The 14,740-nt window shown below is 62.1% G+C and carries 12 protein-coding genes; 8 read left to right on the top strand and 4 right to left on the bottom strand.

Features of this window, described 5'->3' with window-relative positions; translation table 11 throughout:
• Positions 1 to 227 precede the first annotated feature (227 nt).
• Positions 228 to 1,265: a DUF6515 family protein gene (locus CAG02_RS27405; RefSeq protein ID WP_085712263.1), complete on the top strand. Its 1,038-nt coding sequence runs from the start codon at positions 228 to 230 to the stop codon at positions 1,263 to 1,265.
• Here the strand turns inward: CAG02_RS27405 and CAG02_RS27400 are convergent.
• Positions 1,259 to 2,155 carry a cation diffusion facilitator family transporter gene (locus tag CAG02_RS27400; protein WP_085712262.1) on the bottom strand — a complete coding sequence of 299 codons (897 nt, stop codon included), beginning with the start codon at positions 2,153 to 2,155 and terminating at the stop codon, positions 1,259 to 1,261. The two genes, CAG02_RS27405 and CAG02_RS27400, sit on opposite strands and share 7 nt — an antisense overlap.
• 15 nt (positions 2,156 to 2,170) lie before the next feature.
• On the bottom strand, positions 2,171 to 2,590 hold the full coding sequence (locus CAG02_RS27395) for a polyribonucleotide nucleotidyltransferase (RefSeq protein WP_085712261.1): 420 nt from the start codon (positions 2,588 to 2,590) through the stop codon (positions 2,171 to 2,173).
• 108 nt (positions 2,591 to 2,698) lie between these two features.
• Between CAG02_RS27395 and hrpB the strand changes: the two genes are divergently transcribed.
• On the top strand, positions 2,699 to 5,218 hold the full coding sequence (hrpB, locus tag CAG02_RS27390) for an ATP-dependent helicase HrpB (RefSeq protein ID WP_085712260.1): 2,520 nt from the start codon (positions 2,699 to 2,701) through the stop codon (positions 5,216 to 5,218).
• 92 nt (positions 5,219 to 5,310) lie between these two features.
• Complete coding sequence (locus CAG02_RS27385) at positions 5,311 to 6,459, top strand: hypothetical protein (protein WP_085712259.1); 1,149 nt, start codon at positions 5,311 to 5,313, stop codon at positions 6,457 to 6,459.
• Between the two features lie 87 nt (positions 6,460 to 6,546).
• Here the strand turns inward: CAG02_RS27385 and CAG02_RS27380 are convergent, their stop codons facing one another.
• On the bottom strand, positions 6,547 to 7,461 hold the full coding sequence (locus CAG02_RS27380; protein WP_085712258.1) for a LysR family transcriptional regulator: 915 nt from the start codon (positions 7,459 to 7,461) through the stop codon (positions 6,547 to 6,549).
• 237 nt (positions 7,462 to 7,698) lie between these two features.
• Between CAG02_RS27380 and CAG02_RS27375 the strand changes: the two genes are divergently transcribed.
• The 5 genes from CAG02_RS27375 to CAG02_RS27355 all read left to right on the top strand — a co-directional run bounded on the left by CAG02_RS27375 (position 7,699) and on the right by CAG02_RS27355 (position 13,600).
• On the top strand, positions 7,699 to 9,192 hold the full coding sequence (locus CAG02_RS27375; protein WP_085712257.1) for an aldehyde dehydrogenase: 1,494 nt from the start codon (positions 7,699 to 7,701) through the stop codon (positions 9,190 to 9,192).
• A 32-nt stretch (positions 9,193 to 9,224) separates the two neighbouring features.
• Positions 9,225 to 10,595: an aspartate aminotransferase family protein gene (locus CAG02_RS27370; protein ID WP_085712256.1), complete on the top strand. Its 1,371-nt coding sequence runs from the start codon at positions 9,225 to 9,227 to the stop codon at positions 10,593 to 10,595.
• A 389-nt stretch (positions 10,596 to 10,984) separates the two neighbouring features.
• Positions 10,985 to 11,962 carry an ABC transporter substrate-binding protein gene (locus CAG02_RS27365; RefSeq protein ID WP_085712255.1) on the top strand — a complete coding sequence of 326 codons (978 nt, stop codon included), beginning with the start codon at positions 10,985 to 10,987 and terminating at the stop codon, positions 11,960 to 11,962.
• A 10-nt stretch (positions 11,963 to 11,972) separates the two neighbouring features.
• Complete coding sequence (locus tag CAG02_RS27360) at positions 11,973 to 12,776, top strand: ABC transporter permease (protein WP_085712254.1); 804 nt, start codon at positions 11,973 to 11,975, stop codon at positions 12,774 to 12,776.
• A complete protein-coding gene (locus CAG02_RS27355; protein ID WP_085712253.1) occupies positions 12,764 to 13,600 on the top strand; it encodes an ABC transporter ATP-binding protein in 837 nt (278 codons plus the stop codon). The genes CAG02_RS27360 and CAG02_RS27355 overlap by 13 nt, the downstream gene beginning before the upstream one ends.
• A gap of 2 nt (positions 13,601 to 13,602) precedes the next feature.
• Here the strand turns inward: CAG02_RS27355 and CAG02_RS27350 are convergent, their stop codons facing one another.
• Positions 13,603 to 14,679: an endonuclease/exonuclease/phosphatase family protein gene (locus CAG02_RS27350; RefSeq protein WP_085712252.1), complete on the bottom strand. Its 1,077-nt coding sequence runs from the start codon at positions 14,677 to 14,679 to the stop codon at positions 13,603 to 13,605.
• Positions 14,680 to 14,740: the final 61 nt, after the last annotated feature.

Here is a 14,740-nt window from a genome sequence, read left to right as displayed (position 1 = left end):
CAGAAGACGGCGTGAGGTGAGCCGACGTCAAAAGCGTCGAGCCAGGACGAAGTTCTCTAGAAGGGAGGCCGACGGGTCTCCCTTTTTTCTTGCCCGCGATTTGACCTCGTTCGCTCAATAAATAAATGGCGTGACTGATAACCTGTTGCAGAACCCGGTGTGCCCCTTCCCGGTCTTAGCTACAAGCCCTACTTAATTACAGGGTCCGGCCCGCAGTGAGGAATTTCATGAAGTCGCGTATCTGGCGTCTGGCCAGTGTAGGTTTGCTGTGTGTAAGTGTCTGTGCGCAGGTGCTGGCCGATGAGCCGCAGAATCGTGGCCCCGAGGGCGGCGGACGCGAGCGGGAGCATCAGGGGCACAACGAAGGCCGTGAAGGCAACAACCAGCCACGTCCGCAAAACCAGCCGCAGCAGAATCAGCCGCGGCCGCAGAACAACGAGATCATTCGCGGCGACAACAGCCGCCAGTTCGAGCACAACGGTCAGCAGCACAACAATGGGCAGTGGCAGAACCAGAATCGCCCACCTGTTCAACCTGCGCCGGTTCATCAGCCGCCACCACCACCGGTCAACAATCTGCCGATCCAGCCGCGCCCCGACACTGTGCGCCAGACCCAGGAACCGCGTCAGGGCTATTACCGCGACGAACGCCCGCAAAATGGCTACCACCAGAACTGGCAGACCGGCAATCGCCCCGATGACCATCGCTGGCCGGGTCGCCCCGACGGGCATGGCAATGGCTGGGGCCCCGGCCCGCAATACCGGCCGGGCCATGTGATCGACCGCTTCCCGGATCGTGACTTCCGCGTTCCGTATCGTGGCCAGGATTATTTCTTCTCCGGTGGCTACTGGTATCGCCCGCAAGGTCCGCGATATGTCGTGGTTCAGCCGCCACGGGGGATCCGCATCCAGTACCTGCCGGATTACGCCCGCGAAGTTTGGATCGGCGGTTCGCTGTTGTTCCTGGCGGCAGGCTCGTACTACGCCTATCAGGAAGCGACCCAGGATTACGTAGTGGTCGAGCCGCCGGTGCAGCAACCGCCACAACCGACCAACAACGGTTATGACGTGGAAGCCTATCCGGCCAACGGCCAGTCGCCGGAGCAGGTCCAGCAGGACGGCTACCAGTGCTACCAATACGCGGTACAGCAAAGCGGTTTCGATCCGCGTACCGCGACCTACCAGCCCGCACCCGAAGTGGTGCAGGCCTACCGTCAGGCCCAGGGCAATTGCCTGAGCAGCCGCGGTTATCAGGTCAACTACTGAGCCCGGGCGGCTTTCACCACTTCCTGCGGGTCGGCGTGCACAAGCACTTCGGCCCGCGGGTAGGCAGCGTGGATCGCATCGGCGGCCTGATCGCTGATGCCGTGAGCGACTGACAGCGTCAGTTCCCCCGGCAATTCCAGGTGCAACTGGACGAACCAGTGATTGCCGGAAATCCGCGTGCGCAGATCATGGGCGCCCAGCACACCCGGCACACCGCAGGCCAGTTCGAGCATGTGCTGACTGACATCCACCGGCAGCTCTTCATCCATCAACACGGAAAAACTCTCCCGGGCGATCTGGATCGCGCTCCAGAGGATGTACACGGCAATCCCCAGACCGAACCACGCATCCAGTTGATGAAAGCCCAGACCCGCCAGGATCAGGGCGATCAGGATGCTGCCGTTGAGCAACATATCCGAACGGTAATGCAGCGAGTCCGCGCGCACGGCGTTGGAGCCGGTCTGCTTGATCACCCGATGCTGCAACATCAACAGCGCCGCCGTCAGCAGCAGCGAAAACACGATCACGCCGATGCTGATCCAGGGCGCGCCGAGCGGTTCCGGTTGCTGGATTCGCTCATAAGCCTGAAACGCAATCAGCACCGCACTGCCGCCAATGAACAGCGCCTGCGCCATGCCTGCCAGGGATTCGGCCTTGCCGTGGCCATAGCGGTGATCGTCATCCGCCGGGCGCAGCGCGTAGTGCACCGCCAGCAGATTGAGCAACGAAGTGACGCCATCGAGGGCCGAGTCGGTGAGGCCGGCGAGCATGCTCACCGAACCGCTCAGCCACCAGGCGATGGCTTTGGCGATAATCAGCGTACAGGCCACCGCCACCGAGGCGCGGGTCGCCAGCCGCAGCAGGCGGGCGTGTTCGGGGCTGGAGGTCATGGGGGCATCGATTCCTTATGCGGCAGGTTGCAGGCCGAACATCGCCAGTTGCTGGGTGCTGCCCTTGTGCCGGATCAGGCGCGGATCGTCCAGCGGCAGGTTGCGGCCCAGTTCTGTTTCGAGAATAGCCTGCAACTTGAGGTTATCGACCTGACCGTCCGGGCCGATGGCTGGTTTGAGCTTGGCCGGATCGACCTGCGCCGTGTGGCCCGGTTCGAAATAGATCGCGCCGGTGGTGAAGTCCACGGCAAACGCGATCACGCCGGGAAGGATATAGAACAACAGGCCCACGGCATCGAGCACGGCAATCGCCGGGTCGATCTTGCCGTCGATCTGGCCGCGCCGGTCGGGATAGAAAATCGAACCGCACGCAGTGATCTGAGTGAGCAGGGTGGCAACCAGTACACCGCCGATCAGGCGAAAAGGTAAGCGCATGGGAATCTCCTGAGTCATCTGTTAACGAAGCGTCATCGTGTGAAGTTAAGACCCTGACGAACGCCTGGCAGTTCGCCGTTATACTCGCCGCTCTGTTTTGGAGCCAGTATGAATTCGTTGCCGATCGATGACGTTTTACCCGCCCTGCGTGAAGCCCTAGCGACACGCCATGAAGCCGTGCTCGAAGCACCGCCCGGTGCTGGTAAAACCACCCGCGTGCCTTTGGCCCTGCTCAATGAAGCATGGCTGAACGGGCAGACCATTCTCATGCTCGAACCCCGTCGGTTGGCCGCGCGCGCAGCGGCGGAGCGGCTGGCCAGCGAGCTGGGCGAGAAGGTCGGTGAAACGGTCGGTTATCGCATTCGCCTCGACAGCAAGGTCGGCCCCAACACACGCATCGAAGTGGTCACCGAAGGCATTCTCACCCGGCGTTTGCAGGACGACCCGGCGCTGGAAGGCGTGGGTCTGCTGATCTTCGACGAATTCCACGAACGCAGTCTCGACGCCGATCTGGCGCTGGCCCTCAGTCTGAACGGTCGCGAACTGTTTCGAGCTGAACAACCGCTGAAGATTCTGCTGATGTCCGCCACCCTCGAAGGCGAACGCCTGGCCGGGTTGCTCGACGATGCACCGATCCTGCGCAGCGAGGGCCGGATGTTCCCGGTGACGATGCGCTGGGGCCGGCCGTTCCAGCCCGGCGAATACATCGATCAACGCGTCACGCAAACGGTGCTCGAAGCCTTGCACGATGAAACCGGCAGCCTCTTGGTGTTCCTGCCGGGGCAAGCGGAAATCCGCCGTGTGCATCAACAACTGGCGGACGCCATCGGTGAGCGCAGCGACGTCTTGCTCTGCCCGTTGCACGGCGAACTCGACCTGAATGCGCAACGCGCAGCTATCGATCCGGCGCCGGTGGGCCAGCGCAAAGTGGTGCTGGCCACCAACATCGCCGAGACCAGCCTGACCATCAACGGCGTGCGCGTGGTGATCGACGCCGGGCTGGCGCGGGTGCCGCGTTTCGATCCGGGCAGCGGCATGACCCGCCTCGACACTCAACGGATCTCCAAAGCCAGCGCCACCCAGCGCGCGGGTCGGGCCGGGCGTCTGGAGCCGGGCGTGTGTTATCGGCTGTGGTCGCAGGATCAGCACGAACAGCTGGCGGCTTATGGCAGCGCGGAAATTCTCTCGGCGGATCTTGCGGGCCTGGCTTTGCAACTCGGTCGCTGGGGCGTGGCGCCGAGTGATCTGATCTGGCTGGACGTACCGCCAGCGGCTGCCTATGCGCAGGCTCAGGATCTGTTGCAGCGTCTCGGTGCGTTGGACGGTGAAACTCTCAACCGTCACGGCCAGGCCATGGCCGAACTGCCGGCGCATCCGCGCATCGCCCATTTGCTGTTGCGCGGTCAGGCGCTGGGGCTGGCGACCATGGCGTGCGACGTCGCCGCGCTGCTCGGCGAGCGGGATATCTTGCGCGGCGCCGGGGCGGATCTGCACAGTCGTCTGGTGCTGCTGTCCGGCGAAGAACGCGCGGCCCGGGGCGCTCAGGGCGGCGTGCAGCGCGCCCGGCAACTGGCACGGCAATATCGCGGCTACCTGCGCGGGCAACCGAGCCAACCGGTCAGCGATCCCGATCACCCGCGCTGGCTCGGCGCTCTGCTGGCACTGGCCTATCCGGATCGCGTCGCTCAGCAGCGGCGTGCCGGCGGCGCCGAATATCGTCTGGCCAACGGTCGAGCGGCGTTGTTCGCCGAAGCCGACAGCCTGATGAAGGAACCGTGGATCGTCATCGCTGACCTCGGCAGCCGTCAGGGCCAACGCGAGGAACGGATTTATCTGGCGGCGGATTTCGATCCGGCGCTGTTCGATTCGGTGCTGGCCGAGCAAGTGCACAACGTCGATCAACTGGATTGGGACGAGCGGGAAGGCGTGCTGCGGGCCGAGCGTCAGCGCAAGGTCGGCGAACTGATCCTCAGCCGTGAACCGTTGACCGGTCTCGACGAGAACGCCCGCAGCCAGGCACTGGTCAATCTGGTGCGGCGCAAAGGTCTGGAGCTGCTGCCGTGGACCCCGGAACTGCGCCAATGGCAGGCGCGAGTCGCGTTGCTGCGTCAGCTCGATCTGGACGCCAAGGGCGACAGCCAATGGCCGGATGTCAGCGATGCGACGCTGCTGAAAACCCTCGAAGACTGGCTGATGCCTTATCTGGGCAAGGTCTCGCGCCTCAGCCATTTCGCCAACCTCGACCTGTCGAGCATCGTGCGTAATCTGCTGCCGTGGCCGCTGCCACAGCAACTCGATGAACAGGCACCGCATCACCTGAGCGTGCCGTCGGGCTCGTCGATTCGCCTCGACTACAGCGAACAGCCACCGATTCTCGCGGTACGGCTGCAGGAGTTGTTCGGCCTCGCCGACACACCGCGCATCGCTGGCGGCCGGCAAGTGGTCAAGTTGCATCTGCTGTCGCCCGCGCGGCGGCCGGTGCAGGTGACGCAGGATCTGGCCAACTTCTGGCGCAGCACCTATGCCGAGGTGAAGAAGGATTTGAAGGGGCGGTATCCAAAGCATTATTGGCCGGATGATCCGCTGGTGGCTGAAGCCACTGCGCGGGCCAAGCCGCGAGGTACGTGACAGAAGGCATTCAGGAAAGGCTTCCATCTTTCTCAATTATGCGTAATTATTTTCTTATTCATAAATTATGTATTTTGACATAAAGGCTCATAATGACCCCGGAAACCAAGGACTCGTTGCTCTTCCCTCGCACCAACCTGGCTGAAGGAATCCTGGTCACTTTCGAGTCACGCCTGCAGAACGCCGCGACGATATTCGCGCCTCGGCGCAAGGGTAAAACCACCTTTCTGATCAACGACCTGATACCGATTGCCAAGGCGCACGGCTTTATTGTCGCAACAGCAGACCTATGGTTTGACAAGGCGCATCCTGAGCGGGTGATCGCGGGTGCGTTGTATGAGGCCATCCACGGCGCAGGTTTTTTACGACGCAACTGGCTCAAGCTCATGCGACCGGGTTCTCTGGTCCAGTCGGTGGAGGCCGGCGCCAGTACCGACGGCGTAACAGTGAAGGCCGAACTGGCGAAGGAGGGCGGACTGAACCTGATCGAGCTCTTCGAGCGCTTCCGGATACTCGGTAACGGCAAGGCGCTGCTGATCATCGATGAGGTCCAGCATCTGGCGAGCCGAAAAGAATTCGAAGACTTGACTGCTACGCTCCGTTCGCTACTGCAGCACGCGCACGGTGAAGTCTTTGCAGTGTTTACAGGCTCCTCCCAAGATGGCCTGCATCGAATGTTTCGGCGTACCAAAGCACCGTTCTATCAGTTCAGCCACGAGATCCAGTTTCCTAATCTTGGCCTGGAGTTCGTCCAGCATTTGGGCCAGCGGTTTCGTGAAATCACTGGAAGGGAGTGGGAGGTAAACGCCGCTTTCGAGCGTTTTGCTGCCCGGGGATACATGCCCAAGTACATTCGCGATGTATTCCTGCTGTGTCTCACTGAGGGGCTCAGTGTGCGAGATGCAGACCATCGAGCCTGGAGCACCATGACGGACGAAGGCAACTTCGAGAACCTGATCCTGGAGATGGCACCTCTGGATTTCACCGTACTTATCGGGCTGGTGAAGGGCCTTCCAATTTTTTCTACCGAAGGACGCGAATGGATTGGCAGCGAGATGCCCGGTGGCCACGTGCCCAGCGCGGCGACGGTTCAGACGGCCTTGAAGCGCCTGCAACGCCGCGACCTCGTCGGGAACCTCGGGCATGGTGAGTGGGCGATTGAAGACATTGCCATGGAAGGGTATTTGCGTCGGAATTTCGTTGAAATCGACCCTCAACTCGGTACGGAAAACGATCAATAGGTTCTTTGGATAGCTTGCGTCGGCTTTCTGAAGACAACCTGAGGTTTATAAAGCATCAAAAGATCGCAGCCCGCGATCTTTTGATTTTCATAGGCTGGCCTTGGCCGTCAGCTGCTCCCGACAATAATCGGCAAACAACTGCGCCGGTTTGGTCAGTTGCCCGCGTTTGAGCCACGCCGCCACCAGGCCTGAGCCGGTGACGTCTTCGACGATGTCCACGCACACGACTTTTTTGCCGTCGTAGGTGCATTCCGAATGTGGGCGGGTGACCAGGATCGAGAAGCCGAAACCCTGGCCGACCATGCCGCGCACCATTTCGATCGAGGGCGAGCTGAACTCGATGCGTGGCGACAGCCCCAGTTCTTCGAACAGGCTGACGAAGTAGGTGCGGCTCGGTTGCACGTCGAGCAGGATCATCGGTTCCAGGCACAAGTCCCGCAGCGACACCTGCTTGAGCTGGGCGAAGCGGTGATCCGCCGGCAGAAGTGCGTAAGGCCGTTGGGCCGGCATCAGCGGTTCGGTTTCGATGGTCGCGTCGAGGTCGTGCTTGTACAGGATTGCCAGGTCGAAGGTGCCCGAGGTCAGGCCTTGCACCAGTTCCTGTTGTTCGCCGTCGCGGATGCGGATTTTCACTCCGGGATACAGCGCCGAGAAGCCGGCAATCAGTTGCGGCAGGTACAGCGGTGCGACGGTTTCAAAACAGCCGATATCGATCTGCCCGGCCACCACGTCGTTGTCGGCGAGGGCGTTCTGTTCGAACTCCTTGGCCATGCGCAGCAGTTCTTGGGCCTTGCGGAAGAACCGCGCGCCGCTGGGTGTAAGGGATACGCCCTGAGCGTGATGGCGGATGAGCAGTTGCACGCCGAAGCTGTCTTCCAGCCCCTTGATCGCCGTGGAAATCGCCGGTTGCGCGATGTACAGCTTGCGCGACGCTTCGGCGACGCTGCCGCATTCGACGGTGGTGATGAAGTATTTCAACTGACGCAGGTTGTAAGCGGCCACGGGAACCTCAGAACGAACGGATTTCACATCCAAGCAATTTGTACGCCGCCGGCCTCCGTTCTGTCGGCGGTTTTTTTGTCCCTGAACAATAGCCCCATACGCGCGTGAGGGGGCCATCGGCTGGTTACCTTTTTTATTGTCTGCGAAGACATTTTTACTGGTTTTGGCTAGCGCAGGCCTGAGCGACTATCGACTGCAGCCGTTTATAAAAGAATAAAAGTCCAAGGAGCATCCACCGTGTTCGAACTTGCAGACTGGCAGCGCAAGGCCGCTGAATTGAGCTATCCGTACCAGGCCGTGATCGACGGCAAGCTGCGTGCGGCGCAGTCGGGGCAGACCTTTGCCGCGATCAACCCGGCCACCGACCAATTGCTGGCGAACGTCGCTGCGTGCGGTGAAGAGGATGTCGATGCGGCGGTGCGCAATGCGCGCGAAGTATTCGAGGCCGGCACCTGGGCCGGGCGTTCGCCCACCGAGCGCAAGCAAGTCCTGCTGCGGCTGGCGGATCTGATTCTGGCTAATCGCGAAGAACTGGCGCTGCTCGATTCGCTGAACATGGGCAAGCCGGTGATGGACGCTTACAACATCGACGTGCCGGGCGCCGCCGGGGTGTTCCGCTGGTACGCCGAAAGCCTCGACAAACTCTATGATCAGGTCGCGCCGAGCGCCTCGAACGTGCTGGCAACTATCACCCGCGAAGCGCTGGGCGTGGTCGCCGCCGTGGTGCCGTGGAACTTCCCGCTGGACATGGCCGCGTGGAAACTCGCGCCGGCGCTGGCGGCGGGCAACTCGGTAATCCTCAAACCCGCCGAGCAATCACCGTTCTCCGCGTTACGTCTGGCCGAGCTGGCGCTGGAAGCCGGGTTGCCGGCCGGCGTGCTGAACGTGCTGCCGGGGCTCGGCGAACAAACCGGTAAAGCCTTGGGTCTGCACCCGGATGTCGATTGTCTGGTGTTCACCGGCTCGACCCAGGTCGGCAAATATTTCATGCAGTACTCCGCGCAGTCGAACCTCAAACAGGTGTGGCTGGAGTGCGGCGGCAAGAGCGCCAATCTGGTGTTCGCCGACTGCAAGGATCTGGACCTGGCGGCGCAGAAAGCCGCGTTCGGGATCTTCTTCAATCAGGGCGAAGTCTGCTCGGCCAACTCGCGATTGCTGGTGGAACGCTCGATTCATGACGAGTTCGTCGAGCGACTGAAGGCCCAAGCCGAACGCTGGCAGCCGGGCGATCCGCTGGATCCGGCGAGTGCGGCCGGGGCGATCGTCGACACCCGTCAGACCGAAAGCATTCTGCGCTTCATCCATCAGGCCGAACGCGAAGGCGCGACCCGCGTGTGCGGCGGGCGGCAACTGAGTTTCAACGGTTCGGACAACTTCGTTCAGCCGACGATTTTCACCGACGTGCAGCCGCACATGACCCTGTTTCGCGAAGAAGTGTTCGGCCCGGTGCTGGCGGTGATTCCGTTCGATGACGAGGCCCACGCCTTGCAACTGGCCAACGACAGCGTCTACGGTCTGGCAGCGTCGCTGTGGACCGATGATCTGCACCGCGCGCACCGGGTGGCGCGGCAATTGCGAGCCGGTACGGTGTCGGTCAACAGCGTCGATGCGCTGGACGTGACCGTGCCGTTTGGCGGCGGCAAGCAGTCCGGTTTCGGCCGCGATCTGTCGCTGCACTCGTTCGACAAATACACCCAGTTGAAAACCACCTGGTTTCAACTGCGCTCATGACAGCCGCTCACAACAAAAAAGGAGATCCGGCGATGACCACCTCACGTGAAACCCGCGACTACCAGGCCGCCGATGCAGCGCACCACATTCATGCGTTCGTCGACCAGAAGGCCCTCAACGACGAAGGCCCACGGGTGATGGTGCGCGGTGACCGCCTTCACCTGTGGGACAACGACGGTCGGCGCTACCTCGACGGCATGTCGGGGCTGTGGTGCACCAACCTCGGTTACGGGCGCAAGGACTTGAACGCGGCGGCGAGCCGGCAACTGGAGCAGTTGCCGTACTACAACATGTTTTTCCACACCACCCACCCGCAGGTGATCGAGCTCTCCGAGCTGCTGTTCAGCCTGCTGCCGGGGCACTACAGCCACGCGATCTACACTAACTCCGGCTCCGAGGCCAACGAGGTGCTGATCCGGACCGTGCGCCGTTACTGGCAGGTGCTGGGCAAGCCCGAGAAGAAAATCATGATCGGCCGCTGGAACGGTTACCACGGTTCGACCCTGGCGGCGACGGCCCTCGGCGGCATGAAGTTCATGCACGAAATGGGCGGGATGATTCCCGACATCGCGCACATCGACGAGCCGTACTTCTTCGCCCACGAAGGCCACCTGACCCCGGCGGAATTCGGCCTGCGGGCGGCGCAGCAGCTGGAAGCGAAGATCCTCGAACTGGGTGCCGACAAGGTCGCCGGGTTTATCGCCGAGCCGTTCCAGGGCGCGGGCGGCATGATCTTCCCGCCGGAAAGCTACTGGCCGGAAATCCAGCGCATCTGCCGCAAGTACGACGTGCTGTTGTGCGCCGATGAAGTGATCGGCGGCTTCGGTCGCACCGGCGAATGGTTCGCCCACGAATACTTCGGTTTCGAACCGGACACCCTGTCCATCGCCAAGGGCCTGACCTCCGGTTACATCCCGATGGGTGGCCTGATCCTGTCGAAGAAAATGGCCGACGTGCTGGTGGAGCAGGGCGGTGTGTTCGCTCACGGTCTGACCTATTCCGGGCACCCGGTGGCGGCGGCGGTGGCGATTGCCAACCTCAAGGCATTGCGCGATGAAGGCGTGGTGGCGCGGGTCAAGGATGACATCGGCCCGTACCTGCAACAGTGCCTGCGCGAGGTGTTCGGCAATCACCCGCTGGTGGGCGATATCCAGGGCACGGGCATGGTCGCGGCGTTGCAACTGGCTGAAGACAAGGCCACCCGCAAGCGCTTTGCCAATGAGAACGACATGGCCTGGCGCTGCCGCACGATCGGTTTTGAGGAGGGGGTGATCATTCGCTCGACCCTGGGGCGGATGATCATGGCGCCGGCGTTGATTGCCAGCAGTGAAGAGATCGACGAGCTGGTGAGCAAGACCTTGAAAGCGGTTGATCGTACGGCGCAGGAATACGGTCGGCTCTGAGGTATTCGTAAAGTTCAAGGGCCCCTTCGCGAGCAAGCTCGCTCCCACAGTTATCGGGGTGGATCACACAGTTGTGAACGACCGATAAACCTGTGGGAGCGAGCTTGCTCGCGATTTGCGTCAGCCGATTCAACATCGTTTTATCTGCCTTGCACCCCCACCGTGCACCCCCGCCCGACGCGCCCTTTCGCGGTGCGCACTACCCAGTTTTTTCATCGTTCGCGTCTAACTATTTCCTCGTTTTCCTGACGCCGGGCCTGGGTCAACATCGATTTCGCCAGCCAAGGCATTGCCCGCCAGAGTCCGACAGAGACCGCAGCGTGCAATCGCGAGACCCCGGCTGGCCGTACTGCCCATGACAACTAAATCAACAGCGTTGGGAGTGCTCCATGAACAAGTCCTTGTTTACCCGTCTTGCATGTCCTCTGGCGATTTCCGCCCTTTCCGTCACCGCCGCCCAGGCCGGCACCTTGTCGATCGGCCACACCACGTGGGTCGGTTACGGCACCCTGTATCTGGCTCAGGATCTGGGCTACTTCAAGGAAAACGGCCTGACCGTCGAGTTGCCGGTGGTCGAGGAAGCCTCGATGTACATGGCCGCCCAGGCGTCCGGGCAATTGTCCGGCTCGGCGTCGACCATCGACGAAGTGCTGAAGTACCGCCCGCAGTTCTGCTTCAAGGCCGTGGCTGCGCTGGATGACAGCCATGGCGGCGACGGCGTGCTGGTCGGTAAAAACGTGAAGAGCCTGCAGGAACTCAAGGGCCAGGCGGTGGCCGTCAACGAAGGGTCGACCTCGCAGTTCTGGCTGTCGTACCTGCTGAAAAAGAACGGCATGCGCATGAGTGACATCACCGTGCAGAACATGACCGCCGACGATGCCGCCACCGCGTTCATCGCCGGTCGCGTGCCGGCCGCCGTGACCTGGGAGCCGCATCTGTCGATGGTGCGCGACAAGCAGCAGGGCAAGGTGCTGATCGACAGCAGCAGTACGCCCGGCGTGATCGTCGATGTGGTGGCGCTCAATTGCACGGTTATCGAGAAGCAGCCGGAAGACGTCAAGGCGCTGGTCGCCGGTCTCTACAAAGCCGTGCAGTACACCAAGGACCATCCACAGAAAGCCTACGAAATCATGGCCAAGGGCGTCGGCGGTTACCTGTCCGATCCGAAGGAACTGGCCGCCGCCGCTCAGGGCGTGCGCTTCTACGATCAGGCCATGAGCGAGAAACTGCTGGGCAAACCGGGCGCGCCGGGTGACAGCGAGCCGCTGATCAAACTGGCCAATGAAACCGCCAGCGAACTGCAGGGTAAGCCCTACAACGTCAGCAACGACGATTTGGTCGACAACCGTTTCGTCAGCCCGCTCTAGGAGACTGGTCATGTTCAAGCGCAATTCATGGCTGAGCCGCTGCATCACGCCGAAAACCGGATTGCCGGTGTCGGTGGTGTGGAGCGCCAGCGGTCTGGCCTGGGTGTTGCTGGTCGGCTTGTGGGCCGGGTTGTCCTACGGCGGCATCGTGCCGGGGATGTTCCTGCCGACGCCCGGTGCGGTGGTCGAAGCCGCCGTGCGCCTGAGCCGCGACGGCACTCTTGGCCAGCATGTCTGGGCCAGTGTTGAAGTGGTGATGGTCGGCTTCATCGTGTCGTCGCTGGTGGCGGTGCCGCTGGGCTTGCTGATGGGCAGCTTCCGCATCGTCCAGGCGTTCCTCGAGCCGATGGTCAATTTCATCCGTTACTTGCCGGTGACCTCGTTCGTGCCGCTGTTCATCCTGTGGATCGGCATCGGTCTGGAGCAGCGGGTGTCGGTGATCATTTTCGGCGTGTTCTTCCAGCAACTGGTGATGGTCGCGGACGTGTCCAAAGGCATCTCCAAGGACTTGATCAACGCTTCCTACACCCTCGGATCCAACCGGCGTGACGCGGTGCTGCATGTGATCGCCCCGGCATCGCTGCCCGGTGTGCTCGACACCTTGCGGGTGACCATGGGCTGGGCCTGGACCTATCTGGTGGTGGCCGAACTGGTCGCCGCATCCAGTGGCCTCGGTTACTTGAGCCTCAAGGCCATGCGCGGCTTTCAGGTCGACGTGATTTTTCTCGCCATCGCGATCATCGGCCTGCTCGGCCTGGTCACCGATCAACTGTTCCGCTTCTTGCGTTTGAGGATTGCCGCATGGGCTCAGTAACCGCTGCCAACCGTCGTTTCATCGAGCCGGTCGCCACACCGGCACACGCCGCGCCAAGGTTGCAGGTGGACAAGGTCAGCCTGCGCTACACCAAGCCCGGCGGCGGTACGTTCACCGCGCTGGAGGAAGTGTCGTTCGAAGTGCCGGATCAACAATTCGCGGTGCTGGTCGGGCCGTCGGGCTGCGGCAAGTCGAGCTTGCTGTACCTCACCGCCGGTCTGGCCGAGCCGACGTCCGGCGAGATCTACGTCGGCGGCCAGCAAGTGCAGGGTCCCGGCGCGGATCGCGGGATGGTGTTCCAGAGCTACACGCTGTTCCCGTGGCTGACGGTGCGGCAGAACGTCGAGTTCGGCCTCAAGCGTCGGGGCATGCCGGCGGCCAAACGCAAGGAAATCGTCGATTACTACGTCAATGAAGTCGGCTTGTCAGGATTTGCCGACAACTACGCCAAGCAGTTGTCCGGCGGCATGATGCAGCGAGTGGCGATTGCCCGGGCCCTGGCCAACGATCCGCAGATCCTGCTGATGGACGAACCCTTCGGCGCCCTCGACAGCCAGACCCGTCTGCAAATGCAGCAGCTGTTGCTGCGGGTGTGGGGCAACAGCAAGAAAACCGTGCTGTTCGTCACTCACGATATCGACGAAGCGATTCTGCTCGGCGACCGGGTGTACGTGATGGGCGCCAGGCCTGGGCGGATCAAGCAGATTCTCGATGTGCCGATCGAACGCCCGCGCACCCTGGACATGGTCATGGAGCGCTCGTTCATCGACATGAAGCGGCAGATCTTCGGGCTGTTGCACGACGATCTTGAAGAGGCTCACTGAGATCAGTTGGGTGGCAGAAGGAACTTCGCAATCACCGGCAGATGATCGGAGATGCGCAACGTATCGTCCTGACGCACCGTGGCTTCGACCCGTTTGATCTTCGGGCTGTAGAACAGGTAATCGACCGTGCGGTCCGGGCCGTTGAGGCCGGGGTCGTTGGGGTAATGGGTCAGCCACTTGGCGCGGTCGATGCCGCTGGCTTCATTGTTGGTCGGGATCATCGGGTACTTGTCCCACAACAGGTGCAGCGCACTGTCCACGGAGTAGGGCGTGCGTTGTTCGACCGGCAGACGCCGGTATTGGCCGAGCGGCAACAGGTTGAAGTCGCCCCCGATCAGCCACGGCGTGCCGTGGCTTTCGTGTTTGTCGAGCACCTTGGCCACCGCCGTCACCTGCGCCTGCAAGGTTTCGTCCGGCTGCATGGCGCGATCCAGATGGGTGTTGAGCACTACCAGTTGCCCGCCATCGCTGAACGGCAGGGTGGTGGCGAGCAGGGCGTTTTTCGGCTGGAACTGGCGGCTGATGATATTCAGCGGTTGCACCGGCAATTGCAGGCGTTCGGCGTGTTCGATGCGGAAGCGGCTGAGGGTCGCGAGTTGTCGGCCGACGCTGCCGAAGATATGCGGATCCGGGACGAAATCGGCCTTCCAGTCGAAGGCGTGGGCGCTGCACGGGTAGAGGTCGGTGAGGCGTTCCTGCAACAGCTTGAGCTGGTTCTGATAGTCGCTGGCCTTGGCGCCGTCATCCAGTTCCTGGATCAACACCACATCGGGCTGCTCGTCGCGGATCACCCGGGCCACTTCATCGAGGCTGAAGGCCATGTCTTCCGGGGTCGGGGCTTCGTCGTCGCCTTGCGCCAGGTCATTCCAGAACACGTAACGCTTGCCGGCCAGGTATTGCACGTTCCAGGTCATGACCTTCAGCGCCTGGCCGGGCACCAGCGTCGGCGGTTGCTCGCTGCAACTGACCGGCAGGGTCTCCCGGGCGTCCGGGCGCCAGGTCAGGCTGAAAATCATCACGCCGATCAGGGCGACGGCCAGCAGCACGCAGAGCAGGATGTAGCGCAGTAGACGGGTCATGGCTCGGCTTATAGCGATACGGAAGTGGTCCCGAGCATATACGAGACCCCCGCATCACCCA

This window comes from Pseudomonas sp. R43(2017), from assembly GCF_002112345.1.
GTDB lineage: Bacteria > Pseudomonadota > Gammaproteobacteria > Pseudomonadales > Pseudomonadaceae > Aquipseudomonas > Aquipseudomonas kribbensis.
This window is presented reverse-complemented; position numbering and strand designations above follow the sequence as displayed.

Bases quoted from the DNA above. Each gene is read 5' to 3' on its own strand.
- CAG02_RS27360 (WP_085712254.1), top strand. From the start codon at position 11,973: ATGTTCAAGCGCAATTCATGGCTGAGCCGCTGCATCACGCCGAAAACC.
- CAG02_RS27400 (WP_085712262.1), bottom strand. From the start codon at position 2,155: ATGACCTCCAGCCCCGAACACGCCCGCCTGCTGCGGCTGGCGACCCGC.
- CAG02_RS27350 (WP_085712252.1), bottom strand. From the start codon at position 14,679: ATGACCCGTCTACTGCGCTACATCCTGCTCTGCGTGCTGCTGGCCGTC.
- CAG02_RS27355 (WP_085712253.1), top strand. From the start codon at position 12,764: ATGGGCTCAGTAACCGCTGCCAACCGTCGTTTCATCGAGCCGGTCGCC.
- CAG02_RS27385 (WP_085712259.1), top strand. From the start codon at position 5,311: ATGACCCCGGAAACCAAGGACTCGTTGCTCTTCCCTCGCACCAACCTG.
- CAG02_RS27370 (WP_085712256.1), top strand. From the start codon at position 9,225: ATGACCACCTCACGTGAAACCCGCGACTACCAGGCCGCCGATGCAGCG.
- hrpB (WP_085712260.1), top strand. From the start codon at position 2,699: ATGAATTCGTTGCCGATCGATGACGTTTTACCCGCCCTGCGTGAAGCC.
- CAG02_RS27395 (WP_085712261.1), bottom strand. From the start codon at position 2,590: ATGCGCTTACCTTTTCGCCTGATCGGCGGTGTACTGGTTGCCACCCTG.
- CAG02_RS27405 (WP_085712263.1), top strand. From the start codon at position 228: ATGAAGTCGCGTATCTGGCGTCTGGCCAGTGTAGGTTTGCTGTGTGTA.
- CAG02_RS27365 (WP_085712255.1), top strand. From the start codon at position 10,985: ATGAACAAGTCCTTGTTTACCCGTCTTGCATGTCCTCTGGCGATTTCC.